Below are 17,685 nucleotides of genomic sequence, written 5' to 3' on the forward strand. Positions count from 1 at the left end.
GGCGGCTTCCCCGGTACCCGGACGCCATGTCTCCCACGCGGAACTCCCACGGCAGCACCGCGGCACGGGTCATCGCGCTCGTCGCCGACATCATGGCCGCCATCCTCGGCCTGTGGATCCTGATGTACCTGCTGGACGCGAACCGCGCCAACGACCTCGTCCAGTTCATCCACGACGCGGCCCGCTGGCTGGCAGGCTGGTCACACGATCTGTTCACGTTCGACGAGACCTGGGCCAGGGTCGTTGCCGGCTACGGCCTCGCCGCAGTGGTCTACCTGTTCATCGGCCACGCCGTCGCGAACCGCCTGCGCCGCTACTGAGACGGCTGCTCCGGCGGCTCGCAGCACTCGGGGGCGAGGCCCCGCGGCAGATGGTCGCCCGAGAAGACAGCGCAGGTGGCCTCGTCGCCGCCCAGGGCCGCCGCTGCCAGGAGCAGGGAGCCCGCCGTCCAGGTGGTGAGTTCCTCGGGCCAGATCGCCTTGTCGTCGAAGACGTAGCCCGTCCAGTACAGGCCCGACTCCGGGTCGCGCAGGTGCTGGATGGACTGGAGGATCTCCAGGGCGCGGTCCGACTCGCCCAGTATCCAGAGCGCGAGGGCCAGTTCGGCGCTCTCGCCGCCGGTGACCCAGGGGTTCGGGACCACGCAGCGCACCCCGAGGCCGGGGACGACGAAGCGGTCCCAGCCCTCCTCTATACGGGACTTGGCCTCCGCGCCGGTCAGCGCGCCGCCGAGGACCGGGTAGTACCAGTCCATCGAGTAGCGGTCCTTGTCGAGGAACCGCTCGGGGTGGCGGCGGATCGCGTGCCCGAGGGCGCCGGCCGCCAACTCCCAGTCGGGCTGCGGCTCGTCGCGCTGCTCGGCGATGGCGAGGGCGCACCGCAGCGCCTGGTGGATGGAGGAGGAGCCGGTGAGGAGCGCGTCCGTGACGGGCGTGCCGTCGTCCTCCCGCTTCCAGCCGATCTGGCCGCCCGGCTGCTGCAGCGCCAGGACGAACTCGACGGCGGCGACCACGGCGGGCCACATGCGGTCCAGGAACGCCTCGTCGCCGGTGGAGAGGTAGTGGTGCCAGACGCCGACCGCGAGGTACGCGCAGAAGTTGGTCTCGCGGCCGCGGTCGGTGACGTCGTGCGGGTCACCGTCGGCGTACGCCGCGTACCAGGAGCCGTCCGCGTTCTGGTGGCGGGCGAGCCACTCGTAGGCGCGCTCGGCCGCCGCGTGTTCGCCCGACGCGTCCAGCGCCATCGCGGCCTCGGTGTGGTCCCACGGGTCGAGGTGGTGGCCGCGGAACCACGGGATGGCGCCGTCCTCGCGCTGGACGGCAAGGATGCCGCGGACCGTCGCCGCGGCCTGACCGGCCGTCAGGACGCCGGGCAGGACGAGGTGTTCGGTCCGCTCCGGGCTCGTCACTTGGCGGCCGCCGCGGCGTCGGCCGAGGCCTTCGGCAGGTGCGGCTTGGTGGCGTAGGCGACGAAGCTCTTGCCGACCACGGGGTTGAGCAGCTGCTCGGCGACGCGGGTGGCGAGGGGCTTCTTCATGATGTCCCAGACCAGAAGCTTGTGGTACGCGCGCACCGGCAGCGCCTTGTCGTTGTCGACGCCGAACGCGCACTTGAGCCACCAGTACGGCGAGTGCAGCGCGTGCGCGTGGTGGGTGCCGTACGGCTTGAGTCCGGCTTCCTTCATCCGGCCGAGCAGCTCGTCCGCCTTGTAGATGCGGATGTGGCCGCCCTCGACCTCGTGGTAGGCGTCGGAGAGGGCCCAGCAGACCTTCTCGGGGCCGTAGCGCGGGACGGTCACCGCGATGCGGCCGCCCGGCTTGAGGACGCGGACCATCTCCGCGAGGACGCCCTTGTCGTCGGGGATGTGCTCCATGACCTCGGAGATGATCACGACGTCGAACGAGGCGTCGGGGAAGGGGAGGTTGAGCGCGTCGCCCTCCATCGCGGTGGCGGTCGCGCCCGCCGGTGCCTCGCCCGCCTCCTTCATCGCGGCGAACCACTTGGCGACCTCGCGGATCTCCTCGGCGTTCTGGTCGAGGGCCACCACCTGCGCGCCGCGCCGGTAGCACTCGAAGGCGTGCCGGCCCGCGCCGCAGCCCAGGTCGAGGACGCGGTCGCCCGCAGCGAGCGGGAAGCGGGTGAAGTCGACGGTCAGCATCAGCGATGGCTCCCGGAGTGCGTCGAGTACGTCGTGGTGGCCGCGGCGGCGCGGCCGGGGTTCGTGGCCGCGGCGCGGGCGATGGCCTCGCGGTAGCGGTCTGCGGTGCCCTTGGCGGCCTGCGCCCAGGTGAACTTGGCGAGGACGCGTGCGCGGCCCGCCGTGCCGAGCCGGGCGCGCAGCTCCGGGTCGCCGAGGAGCCGGTTCAGGCCGACCGCAAGCGCGCCCGCGTCGCCCGGCGGGACCGCGAGGCAGGTCTCCCCGTCGGGGCCCGCGACCTCCGGGATCGCGCCGCCGGTGGTGGCGAGGAGCGGGGTGCCGGTGGCCATCGCCTCGGCAGCGGGGAGCGAGAACCCCTCGTACAGCGAAGGGACGCAGGCGACCTGCGCCGAGCGGACGAGGTCGACGAGCTCGGCGTCGGTGATGCCCTTGACGAACTCGACGGCTCCTTCGAGGCCGTAGCGCTCGATGGCCTGGGCGACGGGCCCGTCCTCGGCGCGCTTGCCGACGACGACGAGGTGGGCGCCGGGGTGTTCGGCGCGGACCTTGGCGAGCGCCTCGACGAGGTGGACGAGGCCCTTGAGCGGCACGTCGGCGCTTGAGGTGGTCACGATCCGTCCGGGCACCTCCGGGACGGCCGGGTCCGGCGAGAAGAGGCCGGTGTCGGCGCCGATGTGGACGACGCTGATCCGGTCGTCGCGGACGCCGAGGTGGTCGATGATCTCCTGGCGTGAGGTGCCGGAGACGGTGAGGACCGAGGGCAGGCGGCGCGCGACGCGCTTCTGCATGCGGGTGAACGCGTACCAGCGGCGGACGGAGGCGCGGCGCTTCCAGTCGGGCGCGGCGTCCAGCTCCAGCTGCCGGTCGACGGTGATGGGGTGGTGGATGGTGGTGACCAGGGGCGCGCCGAGGTCGCCGAGCAGGCCGTAGCCGAGGGTCTGGTTGTCGTGCACGACGTCGAAGTCGCCGCGCCGGGCGCGCAGATGCCGCCGGGCCCGCAGGCTGAACGTGACGGGCTCGGGGAAACCGCCGGTCCACATCGTCGCCACTTCGAGGGCGTCGACCCAGTCGCGGTACTCCTCGCGCCTGGGCGTGCGGAAGGGGTCGGGCGAGCGGTAGAGGTCGAGGCTGGGCAGCTCGGTGAGCTTGAGACCCACGAGGCCCGGGCCCTCGTCCAGGACGGGATAGGGCTGGGCGCCGATCACTTCGACGCTGTGGCCGAGCCGGGCCAGTTCGCGCGAGAGATGGCGTACGTAGACGCCCTGTCCCCCGCAGAACGGGTTCCCCTTGTACGTGAGGAGAGCGATGCGCAACGGGCGCTCGCCGTCGGTGCCTGAGCCCTTTCGGGGGCCTGCCTCCATGGCCTCAGCGGTCACCTCTCGGCCCCCTTCTCCCTGCAGTTCTCCGCGAGGTTACGCCGGGACGGTAATCTAGAACAAGTTTCAGACTTGATCGCTGAATGATCGCTGGACGAGCTTTGAATCTACCGGCAGGTAGGCGAGGTGTAAGGCCCGGATCAGGTGATTCGCGCCACCACGGGCTCCCTGCCATGCTGTGCGATCTCGCGAGGCGTTTTTTCGGAGGGGCATCGACATGACAGCGGAAGTCAAGGCGGCGAACCCTGCGGCGCCGCCCCTCACCGAGCGCCAGGAGGCGCGCCGCCGCCGCATCCTGCACGCCAGTGCCCAACTGGCCAGCCGGGGCGGCTTCGACGCCGTGCAGATGCGCGAGGTCGCCGAGGCCGCCGGGGTCGCCCTCGGCACCCTCTACCGCTACTTCCCCTCCAAGGTCCATCTGCTGGTCGCCACCATGCAGGACCAGCTGCAGCACATGCACACGACCATCAGGAAGCGCCCGCCGGCCGGCGAGACGCCCGCCGAGCGGGTCGCGGAGACGCTGATGCGGGCCTTTCGCGCGCTGCAGCGCGAGCCGCATCTGGCGGACGCGATGGTGCGGGCCCTGACCTTCGCGGACCGTTCGGTGAGTCCCGAGGTCGACACGGTGTCCCGGCTGACGACGGCGATCATCCTGGACGCGATGGGGCTGACCGAGACGCCGACCGCGCAGCAGCTGTCCGCGGTGCGGGTCATCGAGCACACCTGGCACTCGGCGCTGATCACCTGGCTCTCGGGCCGGGCCTCGATCGCCCAGGTGAAGATCGACATCGAGACGGTGTGCAGACTCATCGACCTGACGGCGGAGACCCGGGCGCCCGCGCCACGACGAGGGTGAACGGGGCGCGGGCGTACGGCGGTCGGTGTTTGTCCCGGCTACTCCTCCGGCGGGAAGACGATCTCGCCGCCGTCCGCGAGCGCGATCGTGATCGCCTCGACCGGGCAGCCCTCGGCGGCCTCCAGGATCTTTTCGTCGGCGTCGGTCTCGGCCGCGGTGGGGTGTGACTGTCGGGCGGTGTCCAGCTCGAAGCCGCCGGGCGCGGTGAGCACGCACATCCCGGAGCCGATGCAGACCGACCGGTCGACCTCGACGCGCCAGCGGTCACCCATCAGGCACCACTCCCGTCATGGCCCGCGGGGAGGTGGATCATCTTGTGCTCGAAGTACTCGCCGTAGCCCTCGGGGCCGAACTCGCGGCCGAGGCCGGAGTTCTTGTAGCCGCCGAAGGGGCCGAGCATGTCGAGGCTGAAGGTGTTCACGGAGTACGTCCCCGTGCGCACTTGCCGCGCGATGTCGATGCCGTGCTCGACGTCGGCGGTCCAGACGCTGCCGCTGAGCCCGTAGTCGGAGTCGTTGGCGATCCGCACCGCCTCGCTCTCCTCGCCGTACGGCAGCAGGCAGATGACGGGCCCGAAGATCTCCTCGCGGGCGATGCGCATGGAGTTGTCGACGCCGCCGAACAGCGTCGGCTCGACGTACCAGCCCTGATCGAGACCGGGCGGCCGGCCGCCGCCCGCGAGGAGCTTGGCGCCCTCCTCCTGGCCGATGCGGATGTAGTCGAGGGACCGCTGCTGCTGGCGTCGGGCGACCAGCGGGCCGAGTTCGGTGGCGGGGTCGAGGGGGTCGCCGACCTTGAGGGCGGACGCGGCGGCGGCGAAGGCTTCGGCGAACTCGTCGTAGCGGGTGCGCGGCACGAGGATGCGGGTCTGGGCCACGCACGCCTGGCCGTTGATCATCCAGGCGAACGGCGTGATGCCGGCGACCGCGCTCGCCGCGTCGGCGTCCGGCAGGACGACGGCGGCCGACTTGCCGCCGAGCTCCAGCGTCACACGGGTCAGGTTGCGGGCGGCGACCTCCATGACGCGCTTGCCCGCCGCGACCGAGCCGGTGAAGGAGACCTTGTCGACGTCCGGGTGGCCGACGAGGTACTCGCTCACCTCGCGGTCGGCGGAGACGATCGAGAGGACCCCCTCGGGCAGCCCCGCCTCTGCGGCCAGCTCGGCGAGTATGTACGCGTCGAGGGGCGCCTCCGGGGAGGTCTTGAGGATCACCGGGCAGCCGGCGAGCAGCGCGGGCGCCAGCTTGGCGGCGGCGGTGAACTGCGGGACGTTCCACGGCACGACGGCCGCGACGACGCCCATCGGCTCGCGCCGGACGAGGATCCTGCCGAGGACCCCGTCGCGCGCCTCCTCGTACGTGAAGTCGCGGGCGACGGTGATCGCCGCGTCCCACACCATCATCGCGGCGAGGGCCTGCACCATCACGCTGGAGGTGTAGGGGGTGCCGTTCTCGGTGCTGATGGTGCGGGCGATCTCCTCGTGGCGTACCGCGAAGCCGTCCTTGATCTTGGTGATGACCTCGATGCGCTCGTCCAGCGTCATCCGTGGCCAGGGGCCGTGCTCGAAGGCCCTGCGGGCGGCGGCGACGGCGCGGTCGACGTCGGCGGGGGCCGCGTGCGGCACCCGCGCGAAGACCTCGCCGGTGTGCGGGGAGACGACGTCGATGACGTCCTTGCCGAGCGGGTCCACCAACTCCCCGCCGATGAACAGCTGTCCGTGTTCCACGAGCTCGGTCATGGCTGACTGCCTCCTGGCGGGCGGTTCCTGACACTGTTTCAGAACTGATACCAGTTCTAGTTGGCGGAGTCCACGAGCGGAAGGGGCAACTCGTCGCAGAGTCAGTCGACTTGGGCGACCATTGAAACTAGTTCTAGTTATAGTGGCGGCACCCGGCGACGACAGTGGCGGCACCCGGCGACCAGAGACGAGGCCCCATGACCCCGACCCCGCAGGCGACGGACCCGCCGGTGATCGAGCACGGCGGCGGCGTCTGGAGCATCAAGGTCCCGATCCCCGACAACCCCCTCGGCTTCACCCTCGTCCACCTCCTGGACACCGACGCGGGACCTGTCCTCATCGACACCGGCTGGGACGACCCCACCTCCTGGGACACCCTCACCGCCGGGCTCGCCGCGTGCGGCGTCGCGGCCGCCGACGTGCACGGCGTCGTCATCACCCACCACCACCCCGACCACCACGGGCTCTCCCAGCGGGTCAGGGACACCTCCGGGGCATGGGTCGCGATGCACGAGGCCGACGCGGCCGTGGTCCACCGCACCCGCTCCAGCCCTCCGGACCGCTGGTACGCGTACCTGGTCGACAAGCTCACCGCCGCCGGCGCCCCCGCCGACCACCTCGCCCCGCTGGTCCGCGCCAGGGACGAGGGCCGCCCCCGCAAGCTCCCCGGCCTGGCGCCCGCCCTCCCCGACCGCTCCATCACCCCCGGCGAACTCCTCGCCCTGCCGGGACGAAGGCTGCGCGCGATCTGGACGCCCGGCCACACACCGGGACACGTCTGCCTGCACCTGGAGGAGGACCACCCCACGGGCCTGCCCGGCAACGGCCGCCTCTTCTCCGGCGACCACCTGCTGCCCGGCATCACCCCGCACATCGGCCTGTACGAGGACCCGGACGCCGAGACGGCCACGGACCCCCTAGGTGACTACCTGGACTCCCTGGAACGCGTCGGCCGCCTCGTCCCCGCGGAGATCCTCCCCGCCCACCAGCGCGCCTTCACCGACGCCCCCGCCCGCGTCCGCGCACTCCTGGCCCACCACGAGGACCGCCTGACCGGACTCCTCACCCTGCTCGCCGAGCCCCTCACCCCCTGGCAGATCGCCGCGCGCATGGAGTGGAACCGCCCCTGGGCCGAGATCCCCTACGCCTCGCGCAACATCGCGGTCTCGGAGGCCGAGGCGCATGTGCGGCGCCTGGTGAAGCTGGGCCGCGCGGAGGCCGTGGCGGGGAGCGATCCGGTCACGTTCGTGGCGGTGTGACCCGGGGCGCGCGCCGACCGGCCGGTAGAGTGGGCGCGTCGTCCTCACGTCCACGCAGGGGGAAGCCGGTGCGAATCCGGCGCTGACCCGCAGCCGTACAACCACGAACGTGGTGAGCCGGAATGCCCTGTGCGGATCGTGACCGGCTCGCTTCATCGGACCCCGATGAGCGGCACCGTCGAGGTATACGGAGCCGGAGCCGCCCGGTAGCCGTGCTCGCACGCGCCGTGCCGCCCCGCTCCCCGCAGGGAGAGGCAACCCGCCGCATCATGAACGTTCGCCGCAGCGCCGCGGTCCTGGCCGCCGTAGCCGTGTTCGGCTCGGTGGCTGCACCGGCCGCCTTCGCGGACGACGCGAAGCCGTCGCCCTCGACCGCGCTCCCCTCGGGCCTCTATGGCAAGGGCGACCCCAAGTTCGACGGCGTCTTCCGTCAGTCGTACGCCCTGCTCGCCCAGCACACCGAAGGCGTGAAGCCCGCCACGAAGGCCGTCGACTGGCTGACCGGTCAGCAGTGCGCGAGCGGTGGCTTCGCGGCCTACCGCGCCGACGCGAGCGAGCCGTGCGACTCCAAGACGCAGGTGGACAGCAACTCCACCGCCGCCGCCGTACAGGCCCTCGCCGCGCTCGGCCACCAGGACGCGACGGTCAAGAAGAGCGTCCAGTGGCTGAAGTCCGTGCAGAACCAGGACGGCGGCTGGGGCTACAACCCGGGCCTGCCCACCGACGCGAACTCCACCGGCATCGTGATCGGCGCCCTCGTCGCGGCGGGCCAGAACCCCGCGGCCGTGAAGTCCCAGGACGGCAAGTCCGCCTACGACGCGCTGCCGAAGCTCGTCATGGACTGCGACAAGGAGAACGGCGCCTTCGGTCTCGCCGACCCCAAGTCCGGCAAGCTCACGCCGAACGCCGCCGCCACCGCGGCCGGCGTGCTCGGCAGCCTCGGCAAGGGCCTGGTCGTGTCGCCCCCCAAGAAGCGCGAGACCTCCGCGCCCAAGTGCGCGAAGCCGGACACCGCCGCGCAGGCCGCGAGCAACGGCACCGGCTATCTGCTGGACACCCTGGGCAAGACGGACGACCACCTGATCGGCGCCTCCGACGTGCCGGACACGGGCGGCACCACCGACACCGTGGTCGCCCTCGCCGCCGCCGGGCAGCAGGAGCAGGCGAAGAAGTCCGCCGAGTGGCTCGCGAAGAACTCCGCGGACTGGGCGAAGCAGGGCGGCCCGGCCGCGTACGCCAAACTGATCTTCGCCGCGCACGCGACCGGCATGGACCCCCGCGACTTCGGCGGCGCCGACCTCGTGAAGCAGCTGAACGCGCAGGGCCCGGCCCCGCAGGACGCGGATGCCTCCGCCACGGCGGACGCGGACGAGAAGAAGGACGACGACGGCGGCGTCAGCATCTGGTGGATCATCGGCGTCGGCATGGTCGCCGGCATCGGCATCGGCTTCCTGTACAGCGGCAACCGCAAGAAGCAGCAGCCGTGACCCGCGGCCGGCTGCGGCTCGGCGCGGCGGCCGGGGTGGTCCTCGCCGCCCTGCTGAGCCTCCTCGCCGGCGCGCCCGCTCAGGCCGCCGGCTACCGCTACTGGTCGTTCTGGGAGCGGGACGGCGACCAGTGGACGTATGCCAGCCAGGGGCCGGGCACCGCCCGCCCCGAGGACGGTGACGTGCAGGGATTCCGCTTCTCCGTCTCCGACGACTCCCAGGACTCGGCCCGGCCGCGCGGCCCCGCCGACTTCGAGGACATCTGCGCGAGCACGCCCGCCGAGGACGGCCGCAAGCGGGTTGCGCTGGTCATCGACTTCGGCCTGCCGAAGGACGCACCCAAGGGCGAGACACCGCCCGCGCCCCGGCGAGCCTGCGCCCGCGTCGCCTCCGACGCCACCAGCGCGGACGCCCTCGCCGCCGTCGCCAAGCCGCTGCGCTACGACACCAAGGCCCTGCTCTGCGCCATCGACGGCTACCCGAAGTCGGGCTGCGGCGAGCAGGTCTCCGGGGACGGCGCCGGCCGGCAGGAGACGACCACCGAGAGCAAGCCCGACACGGACGGGGACGACGGCGGACCCTCCCTCGGTCTGATCGCCGGGATCACCGCCGTCGCGCTGCTCGGCGGTGCCGGGATCTGGCAGGCCCGGCGCCGCCGCGGCTGAGCGGGCCCGGACTCCCACGGACACGGACAGCCCACGGACAGACAGCAGAGCACCATGACCGACCACGGCAGCAGCGTGCCAGGACCCCTCCGGCGCCGCCTCGCCCCCGAGGCGCACCGGAGCAACGCCCTGCACCCGGGCGCCTGGTGGGTGTGGGCCATCGGCCTGGGCACCGCGGCGTCCCGCACGACCAATCCGCTGCTGCTCGGCATGCTGATCGGCGTCGCCGGATATGTGGTGGCGGCGCGGCGGACGTCGGCGCCGTGGGCGAAGTCGTACGGCGCGTTCGTGAAGCTGGGCCTGGTCGTCATCGCGATCCGTCTCGTCTTCGCGATCGTGCTCGGCTCGCCGATCCCCGGCACGCACACCGTCGTCACGCTGCCCGAGGTGCCGCTGCCCGACTGGGCGAAGGGCGTGCGGATCGGCGGCCGCGTCACGGCCGAGGGCCTGACCTTCGCGCTCTACGACGGGATCAGGCTGGCCGGCCTGCTGATCTGTGTCGGCGCCGCGAACGCCCTGGCGAGCCCGGCCCGGCTGCTCAAGTCGCTGCCGGGGGCGCTGTACGAGGTGGGGGTGGCGGTGGTCGTGGCGATGACCTTCGCCCCCAACCTCATCACCGATGTCCAGCGGCTGCGGGCGGCCAGGCGGCTGCGTGGCCGGCCCGACAAGGGGATACGCGGACTCCTCCAGGTCGGCCTGCCCGTCCTGGAGGGCGCGCTGGAGCGGTCGGTCGCGCTGGCCGCCGCTATGGACGCGCGCGGCTTCGGCCGCACCGCGCCCGTCCCCGCCGGGGTGCGCAGGGCGACGGCCGTGCTGACGCTCGGCGGTCTGATGGGCGTGTGCGTGGGGACGTACGGACTCCTGACCGCGCAGGGCACCGTCTACGGCCTGCCCTTCCTGCTGGTCGGGCTGCTCGCCGTGCTCGCGGGGCTGCGGCTCGGCGGCCGCCGCTCGGTGCGCACCCGCTACCGGCCCGACCCGTGGGGCCCGCGCGCCTGGCTGGTCTCCGCGTCCGGGATCGCGGTGGCGGGACTGACGATCTGGGCCGCGTCGCACGACCCGGCCGCGCTGCACCCCGGCGTCGTACCGCTGGTAGCCCCGACGCTGCCGCTGTGGCCCGCGGCGGCAGTCCTGATCGGCCTCCTCCCGGCGTTCGTGGCACCGGTCCCGGCGGAGAACATGTCCCGCGGTGTCGGGGCCACCGGGGCCGTTGGGGCAACCGGGGCAACCCGGGCCGCCGGGACCCCCGAGACCACTGAGGCCACCAGGCCCGCTGGGACCACCGGGGCCACCGAGGCCAGCAGGACCACCGGGGCCGCCGAGGCAACCGGGGCCGCCGAGGCCACCAGGACCACCGGGGCCCCCGGGACCACCGAGGCCACCAGGCCCACCAGGCCCGCCGGAACCACCGAGACCACCAGGCCCACCAAGCCCGCCGGGACCGCCGACGCCACCGAGGCCACCGGATCCACCGGATCCACCGGATCCACCGGATCCACCGAGGCCGCCCGGGCAACCGGGCCCGTCCGTCGCGCCACGCGGACCCCGGAGCACGCCAGCACCTCGGAGCCCGACGACCCCGAAGACCCCGAAGACCCCGAAGACCCCGAAGACCCCGACAAACCGGTACCGGAACGCCCCGGCGAACCGGCCGCGGAACACGCCGACCAACCGACCCGAGAACACCCCGGCGAACCGGCCGCGGAACACGCTGCCGGACCGGCCCCGGAGCGCGCCGGCAACCCCGCTCCGGAGCACCCCGGCGAACCGCCCGCCCGGACCGGTGAGCCGACCGCCCCGGTCCCGGGGCGCCCCGCAGCCCCCGCGCAACGGCCCTCCCCCGCCGCATGGCGAACAGCCCCCGCACGCCGGGACGGCGAATCGACCACGCCCGCATCCCCCACACCCCCCGAGGAGACCTCATGATCCGCTTCGAGGATGTGTCGGTGGCGTACGAGGGGGCCGCCGGGGACACCGTCCGCGGGGTCGACCTCACCGTCCCCGAGGGGGAGCTCGTGCTGCTCGTCGGGCCGTCCGGGGTGGGCAAGTCGACGCTGCTCGGCACCGTGAGCGGGCTCGTGCCGCACTTCACGGGCGGCACCCTGCGCGGCCGCGTGACGGTGGCGGGGCGCGACACCCGTACGCACAAGCCGCGCGAGCTCGCCGACGTCGTCGGCACGGTCGGCCAGGACCCGCTCTCGCACTTCGTGACCGACACCGTCGAGGACGAGCTGGCGTACGGGATGGAGTCGCTGGGGCTCGCCCCTGACGTGATGCGGCGGCGCGTCGAGGAGACCCTCGACCTGCTCGGCCTCGCCGATCTGCGCGACCGCCCCATCGCGACCCTGTCGGGCGGCCAGCAGCAGCGCGTCGCCATCGGCTCGGTGCTCACCCCGCACCCGCGGGTCCTCGTCCTCGACGAGCCGACGTCCGCGCTCGACCCGGCCGCCGCCGAAGAGGTCCTCGCCGTGCTGCAGCGGCTCGTCCACGACCTGGGCACCACGGTCCTGATGGCCGAGCACCGCCTGGAGCGGGTGGTGCAGTACGCGGACCAGGTGCTGCTCCTCGCCGCGCCGGGCGAGCCTCCGGTGCTCGGCGACCCGGCGACGTTGATGGCCCGCTCCCCCGTCTTCCCGCCGGTGGTCGCGCTCGGCCGCCTCGCCGGCTGGTCGCCGCTGCCGCTGACCGTGCGGGACGCGCGGCGCAGGGCGGGCGGGCTCCGGGAGCGGCTCGCGGCGGCCGGTCCGCCACGGGAAACGCCTGCCGAACCGGCCGCCGAGCATCGGGCCCCCGGCCGGTGGTCCCGGCTGCGCAAGGAACGTACGCCTCGTACACCTCGTACACCTCGTACATCCGAAGCAGACACAGCCGCCGCCCGCGTCGAGCGCCTCGCCGTGCGCCGCGGCCGCGTCGAGGCGCTGCGCCGCGTCGACCTCACCGTCACGCCCGGCGAGACCGTCGCCCTGATGGGCCGCAACGGCGCCGGGAAGTCGACCCTCCTCTCCGCCCTCGTCGGCCTGCTGGAGCCCACCTCCGGGACGGTCCGGGTGGGCGGCGCTGTCCCCCACCGCACGGCCCCGCGGCAGCTGATCCGGCACGTCGGCCTCGTCCCGCAGGAACCGCGCGACCTGCTGTACGCGGACACCGTGGCCGCCGAGTGCGCGGCCGCCGACCATGACGCCGGTGCGGCACCGGGGGCCTGCCGCGCCCTGGTGAGCGAGCTGCTGCCCGGCATCGCCGACGACACGCACCCCCGGGACCTCTCCGAGGGACAGCGGCTTGCGCTCGCCCTCTCGATCGTCCTGGCCACACGCCCGCCCCTGCTCCTCCTGGACGAGCCGACCCGCGGCCTCGACTACGCGGCGAAGGCGCGGCTGGTCGGGATCCTGCGGGGGCTCGCCGCCGAGGGGCACGCGATTGTGCTGGCCACGCACGACGTGGAGCTGGCTGCCGAGATCGCCCACCGCGTGGTGATCCTCGCGGACGGCGAGGTCGTCGCGGACGGTCCCACCGAGCAGATCGTGGTGTCGTCGCCGTCCTTCGCTCCGCAGGTCACGAAGATCCTCGCGCCGCAGGAGTGGCTGACGGTGGCGCAGGTACGGCAGGCACTGGACGGGGACCGGGAGGGCGCGTCGTGAGGGCGGTGCGGAAGGACTCCGCCGGGCCGGACGGCCCGCGCCGGGTTCGTCCCATCCGCCTCGGCCTCCGGTCGGTCGTCGCGCTCACGCTGGTCAGCGCGGTGGGCGTGGCCGCGTTCGGGTGGCCGCTGCTCGCGGACGGCGGCTCGGGGCTGAGCGATCACGCGCAGGACGCGCCGTGGCTGTTCGCGGCGCTGCTTCCGCTGCTGCTCGCCGTCGTGGTGGCGACCATCGCGGACGTCGGGCTTGACGCGAAGGCCATCGCGATGCTGGGCGTGCTGGCCGCGGCCGGTGCCGCGCTGCGGCCACTGGGCGCGGGGACGGCGGGCATCGAGCCGATGTTCTTCCTGATGGTGCTGAGCGGCCGGGTGCTCGGGCCCGGCTTCGGGTTCGTGCTGGGGGCGGTGTCGATGTTCGCGTCGGCGCTGCTGACCGGTGGTGTCGGGCCGTGGATGCCGTTCCAGATGCTGTCGATGGGCTGGGTCTGCATGGGCGCGGGGCTGCTGCCGGGGCCCGACACCCTGCGCGGCCGCCGTGAGCTGTGGCTGCTCGCGGTCTATGGAGCGGTCTCGTCCGTGCTGTACGGCACGGTGATGAACCTCCAGGGCTGGCCCTATCTCGCCGGTGGGGCCACCGGTGTGTCCTTCGTGCCGGGCGACCCGCTCGTGGACAACCTCGGCCGTTTCGTCGCGTACTGCCTGGCGACCTCGCTCGGCTGGGACCTGCCGCGGGCCGTGGTCACCGTGCTGCTGAGCCTCGCGCTCGGCCCCGCCGTCCTGAAGGCGCTCCGGCGGGCCACGCGCCGGGCGGCGTTCGAGGCGCCGGTCACATTCGAGGCCCCGAAGGCGTGAGGGAACCGACGCGGCGCGTCACATCGAGGTCCCGCGAGCGTGAGGCGGCCCACAGGACCTTGGTCCTCTACGAAAGAGGCCAGTAGCCCGCACGTCTTGACGTACACGCATCAATACCCGCTCTGACCTGGGCATTGAGAGCCACGTCACACAATGGACATTTGGCGCGGGTGCGGCTTCCACTAGTAAACGGGGTCATTGCGGCGAGGGCTCGGGCCTGTTTCTCTGGATGAGTCGCAAGGCGCCGACAGCCCACCCGGGCCTCGGCGCCGCCGCATGTCCCCCACACTTCCGTGTGCCACGGCGTGCGCCGCGACCGCCCCGTTCCCCACCGGAAGGTCCTCTGTGTCCGCCTCGCTCATCCGCCGCATCGCTTCCCCGAAGAAGGCCATCACCGGCGGCCTCGTCGCCGCCGCCGCCTCCGGCATGGTCTTCGCCGCGGCACCGGCTCAGGCAGCCACCCCGACCACCACGAAGGCCGCCGCCCCGGCCGCCGCTCCCGCGTCCGCCAAGGCGATCGCCAAGAAGATGATCCCGGACCCGGCGCAGTACGCCGCGTTCGACAAGATCGTCTCGCACGAGAGCGGCTGGAACCCGAGCGCGACCAACTCCTCGTCCGGCGCCTACGGCCTGGTCCAGGCCCTGCCCGGCTCGAAGATGGCCTCCGCGGGCGCCGACTGGAAGACCAACCCCGAGACCCAGATCGAGTGGGGCCTCAAGTACATGAACGAGCGCTACGGCAGCCCGACCGGCGCGTGGAGCCACTGGCAGGCGAACGGCTGGTACTGAGCGTTGCGACAGGCGCCTGAACGGTTCCACTGAGCACCGCCGCATCACCGGCTTCGCCGAGTTCGCCCTCAATCGCCGGACAGGCTATGACTGTCCGGCGATTGGTGTGCCTAAAGCCGCTGAATGATCGTCCCCGTCGCCACCGCCCCGCCCGCGCACATGGTGATGAGTGCGAACTCCTTGTCCCTGCGCTCCAGTTCGTGCAGGGCCGTGGTGATGAGCCGCGCCCCCGTCGCCCCGACCGGGTGGCCCAGCGCGATCGCGCCGCCGTTCACGTTGACCTTCTCCAGGTCCTGCTCGAAGACCTGCGCCCAGCTCAGCACCACTGAGGCGAACGCCTCGTTGACCTCCACGATGTCGATGTCCTTCAGGGACATCCCGGCCTTGCCCAGCACCGCGCGCGTCGCGTCGACCGGTCCGTCCAGGTGGAAGTGCGGGTCGGCGCCGACGAGTGCCTGCGCGACGATGCGGGCCCGCGGCTTCAGCTTCAGGGCGCGCGCCATCCGCTTGGACGCCCACATGAGGGCGGCCGCGCCGTCCGATATCTGCGAGGAGTTGCCCGCGGTGTGCACGGCGGTCGGCATGACCGGCTTGAGGCCGCCGAGGCCCTCCATCGTGGTGTCGCGCAGCCCCTCGTCGCGGTCCACGAGCCGCCACATGCCCTGTCCTGCGGCCTGTTCCTCCTCCGTGGTGGGCACCTGCACGGCGAAGGTCTCGCGTTTGAAGCGCTCCTCGGCCCAGGCGACGGCCGCCCGCTCCTGCGAGATGAGGCCGAGCGAGTCCACGTTCTCGCGGGTCAGCCCGCGCTTTCGGGCGATGCGCTCGGCGGCCTCGAACTGGTTCGGCAGATCGACGTTCCACTCGTCGGGGAAGGGCTTGCCCGGGCCGTGCTTGGACCCGGAGCCGAGCGGCACCCGCGACATCGCCTCGACACCGCAGCTGATGCCGACGTCGATGACACCGGCCGCGACCATGTTGGCGACCATGTGGCTCGCCTGCTGCGAGGAGCCGCACTGGCAGTCCACGGTGGTGGCCGCGGTCTCGTACGGCAGCCCCATGGTGAGCCAGGCCGTGCGCGCCGGGTTCATGGACTGCTCCCCGGCGTGCGTCACCGTGCCGCCGACGACCTGCTCGACGCAGTCGGCGTGGATGCCGGTGCGGCCGAGGAGTTCGCGGTAGGTCTCACCGAGCAGATAGGCGGGGTGGAGATTGGCGAGCGCGCCTCCGCGCTTGCCGATGGGCGTGCGCACTGCTTCGACGATGACGGGTTCCGCGGCCATGGGCTCGTCCTCCCTCTCCACGTCCCGCGAGCCGTCCCGGCGGCTCGCGAGTAGAACTAGTACGCGTTCTAGTTCCGTTCAGCAGTCTGCGGAGCCGGGCCCCGGTGCCGCAAGGGTCTTGCACGCACCTTGCGCAGGATCCGCACGCAACCGGACCGGCTCTGGGCCTTGCCTCTTGTAGAACCCGTTACTACCTTGCGGGCCAAGCCTTCTGATGGACCGTCAGGACACCGTCCGGGCCGCCCGTCGGAACCCCGTTCACGCCTGGAGTTGCCGATGCCCTGTCCAGCGCTGCCCGACGGGTTCGACTTCACCGACCCCGACCTGATCCAGGACCGGATCCCCCTGCCGGAGTTCGCGCAGCTGCGGCGGACGGAGCCGGTGCGCTGGATCACCCAGCCGTACCGCGTCTCCGGCTACGACGACGCGGGGTACTGGGCCGTCACGCGGCACGAGGACGTCAAGTACGTCTCCACGCACCCGGAGCTGTTCTCCACCAACGTCAACACCGCGATCATCCGCTTCAACGAGTCGATGGACCGGGACCGGATCGAGGTCCAGAAGCTGATCATGATCAACATGGACCCGCCCGAGCACACCCGCGTCCGGCAGATCGTGCAGCGCGGCTTCACGCCCCGCGCCATCCGGTCCCTGGAGGACGCGCTGCGCGCCCGTGCCCGCTCCATCGTCGAGACGGCGCTCGCCGGCGCGGCCGACGACGGCTCCTTCGACTTCGTGACGAACGTCGCCTCCGAGCTGCCGCTGCAGGCCATCGCCGAGCTGATCGGCGTGCCCCAGGCGGACCGCTCCAAGATCTTCGACTGGTCCAACAAGATGGCGGCGTACGACGATCCGGAGTACGCCATCACCGAGGAGATCGGCGCCGAGGCGGCCATGGAGATCGTCGCGTACGCGATGAACCTCGCCGCGGCCCGCAAGGAGTGCCCCGCCAAGGACATCGTCAGCCAGCTGGTGGCCGCCGAGGACGAGGGCAACCTCTCCTCCGACGAGTTCGGCTTCTTCGTGATCCTGCTGGCGGTGGCCGGCAACGAAACCACCCGCAACGCCATCACCCACGGCATGCACGCCTTCCTCACCCACCCGGACCAGTGGGAGCTCTACAAGCGCGAGCGCCCCGCCACGACGGCGGAGGAGATCGTGCGCTGGGCGACCCCGGTGGTCTCCTTCCAGCGCACGGCCACCCAGGACACGGAGCTCGGCGGCGCGCGGATCAAGAAGGGCGACCGGGTCGGCATCTTCTACTCATCGGCCAACCACGACCCCGACGTGTTCGAGTCGCCGGAGAAGTTCGACATCACCCGCGACCCGAATCCGCACCTCGGCTTCGGCGGCGGCGGACCGCACTTCTGCCTCGGCAAGTCCCTCGCCGTCCTGGAGATCAACCTCATCTTCAACGCGATCGCCGACACCATGCCCGGCCTGCGCCTGACCGGCGACCCGCGCCGGCTCCGCTCCGCCTGGCTCAACGGCGTCAAGGAACTCCGGGTCAGCACCGGCCGCGGCGCCCGCCCCTGAGCCGATAGAGCGCCATGAGGCGACCTATCAGGTCAATCACCTTTACGGAACCA

15 protein-coding genes, 1 pseudogene and 1 riboswitch are annotated in these 17,685 nt (G+C 72.5%); of the genes and pseudogenes, 10 read left to right on the forward strand and 6 right to left on the reverse strand.

Going from position 1 to position 17,685, the window contains the following annotated elements:
• Positions 1 to 26: 26 nt before the first annotated feature.
• Positions 27 to 320: a hypothetical protein gene (locus ACH4D5_RS00995; protein ID WP_398297226.1), complete on the forward strand. Its 294-nt coding sequence runs from the start codon at positions 27 to 29 to the stop codon at positions 318 to 320.
• On the opposite strand, the gene ACH4D5_RS01000 is transcribed toward ACH4D5_RS00995, so the two are convergent.
• The 3 genes from ACH4D5_RS01000 to ACH4D5_RS01010 are packed head-to-tail and all read right to left on the reverse strand — an operon-like array spanning position 314 to position 3,533.
• Positions 314 to 1,408, reverse strand: coding sequence for a prenyltransferase (locus tag ACH4D5_RS01000; RefSeq protein ID WP_398297228.1), 1,095 nt, complete (start codon positions 1,406 to 1,408; stop codon positions 314 to 316). The two genes, ACH4D5_RS00995 and ACH4D5_RS01000, sit on opposite strands and share 7 nt — an antisense overlap.
• The gene (locus ACH4D5_RS01005) at positions 1,405 to 2,157 is read right to left on the reverse strand and encodes a class I SAM-dependent methyltransferase (protein WP_398297230.1); all 753 of its coding nucleotides are present in this window, start codon (positions 2,155 to 2,157) and stop codon (positions 1,405 to 1,407) included. The genes ACH4D5_RS01000 and ACH4D5_RS01005 overlap by 4 nt, the downstream gene beginning before the upstream one ends.
• Complete coding sequence (locus tag ACH4D5_RS01010) at positions 2,157 to 3,533, reverse strand: glycosyltransferase family 4 protein (protein WP_398297232.1); 1,377 nt, start codon at positions 3,531 to 3,533, stop codon at positions 2,157 to 2,159. The genes ACH4D5_RS01005 and ACH4D5_RS01010 overlap by 1 nt, the downstream gene beginning before the upstream one ends.
• Positions 3,534 to 3,750: 217 nt before the next feature.
• Here ACH4D5_RS01010 and ACH4D5_RS01015 point away from each other — a divergent pair, with 217 nt between their 5' ends.
• Positions 3,751 to 4,389 (forward strand): TetR family transcriptional regulator, encoded by a 639-nt coding sequence (locus ACH4D5_RS01015; RefSeq protein WP_398297234.1) that lies wholly within the window; start codon positions 3,751 to 3,753, stop codon positions 4,387 to 4,389.
• Between the two features lie 38 nt (positions 4,390 to 4,427).
• Here ACH4D5_RS01015 and ACH4D5_RS01020 read toward each other — a convergent pair whose 3' ends face one another.
• Positions 4,428 to 4,661, reverse strand: coding sequence for a ferredoxin (locus ACH4D5_RS01020; protein WP_398297236.1), 234 nt, complete (start codon positions 4,659 to 4,661; stop codon positions 4,428 to 4,430).
• Complete coding sequence (locus ACH4D5_RS01025) at positions 4,661 to 6,127, reverse strand: aldehyde dehydrogenase (protein ID WP_398297238.1); 1,467 nt, start codon at positions 6,125 to 6,127, stop codon at positions 4,661 to 4,663. The genes ACH4D5_RS01020 and ACH4D5_RS01025 overlap by 1 nt, the downstream gene beginning before the upstream one ends.
• A 197-nt stretch (positions 6,128 to 6,324) precedes the next feature.
• Between ACH4D5_RS01025 and ACH4D5_RS01030 the strand changes: the two genes are divergently transcribed.
• From ACH4D5_RS01030 to ACH4D5_RS01060, 7 genes and pseudogenes are all read left to right on the forward strand, one after another.
• Positions 6,325 to 7,386, forward strand: a complete 1,062-nt coding sequence (locus ACH4D5_RS01030; protein ID WP_398297240.1) for an MBL fold metallo-hydrolase — start codon at positions 6,325 to 6,327, stop codon at positions 7,384 to 7,386.
• A gap of 56 nt (positions 7,387 to 7,442) precedes the next feature.
• Positions 7,443 to 7,514, forward strand: a riboswitch (cobalamin riboswitch).
• A 141-nt stretch (positions 7,515 to 7,655) separates the two neighbouring features.
• Positions 7,656 to 8,873: a prenyltransferase/squalene oxidase repeat-containing protein gene (locus tag ACH4D5_RS01035; protein WP_398297242.1), complete on the forward strand. Its 1,218-nt coding sequence runs from the start codon at positions 7,656 to 7,658 to the stop codon at positions 8,871 to 8,873.
• A complete protein-coding gene (locus tag ACH4D5_RS01040; RefSeq protein WP_398297244.1) occupies positions 8,870 to 9,538 on the forward strand; it encodes an SCO2322 family protein in 669 nt (222 codons plus the stop codon). Before ACH4D5_RS01035 ends, ACH4D5_RS01040 begins: the two co-directional genes overlap by 4 nt.
• A gap of 54 nt (positions 9,539 to 9,592) precedes the next feature.
• Positions 9,593 to 10,708: pseudogene (locus tag ACH4D5_RS01045) on the forward strand (energy-coupling factor transporter transmembrane component T); the annotation flags it as partial.
• 752 nt (positions 10,709 to 11,460) lie between these two features.
• Positions 11,461 to 13,176 carry an ABC transporter ATP-binding protein gene (locus tag ACH4D5_RS01050; RefSeq protein WP_398297246.1) on the forward strand — a complete coding sequence of 572 codons (1,716 nt, stop codon included), beginning with the start codon at positions 11,461 to 11,463 and terminating at the stop codon, positions 13,174 to 13,176.
• On the forward strand, positions 13,173 to 14,027 hold the full coding sequence (locus ACH4D5_RS01055; RefSeq protein WP_398297248.1) for an ECF transporter S component: 855 nt from the start codon (positions 13,173 to 13,175) through the stop codon (positions 14,025 to 14,027). Before ACH4D5_RS01050 ends, ACH4D5_RS01055 begins: the two co-directional genes overlap by 4 nt.
• 345 nt (positions 14,028 to 14,372) lie before the next feature.
• Positions 14,373 to 14,816, forward strand: a complete 444-nt coding sequence (locus tag ACH4D5_RS01060; protein ID WP_398297250.1) for a transglycosylase SLT domain-containing protein — start codon at positions 14,373 to 14,375, stop codon at positions 14,814 to 14,816.
• A 110-nt stretch (positions 14,817 to 14,926) separates the two neighbouring features.
• Here ACH4D5_RS01060 and ACH4D5_RS01065 read toward each other — a convergent pair whose 3' ends face one another.
• A complete protein-coding gene (locus ACH4D5_RS01065) occupies positions 14,927 to 16,096 on the reverse strand; it encodes a steroid 3-ketoacyl-CoA thiolase (RefSeq protein ID WP_398297252.1) in 1,170 nt (389 codons plus the stop codon).
• 276 nt (positions 16,097 to 16,372) lie between these two features.
• Here ACH4D5_RS01065 and ACH4D5_RS01070 point away from each other — a divergent pair, with 276 nt between their 5' ends.
• Complete coding sequence (locus tag ACH4D5_RS01070) at positions 16,373 to 17,632, forward strand: cytochrome P450 (RefSeq protein WP_398297254.1); 1,260 nt, start codon at positions 16,373 to 16,375, stop codon at positions 17,630 to 17,632.
• Positions 17,633 to 17,685 lie beyond the last annotated feature (53 nt).

The organism is Streptomyces sp. NPDC018029 (assembly GCF_044327655.1).
Lineage (GTDB): Bacteria > Actinomycetota > Actinomycetes > Streptomycetales > Streptomycetaceae > Streptomyces.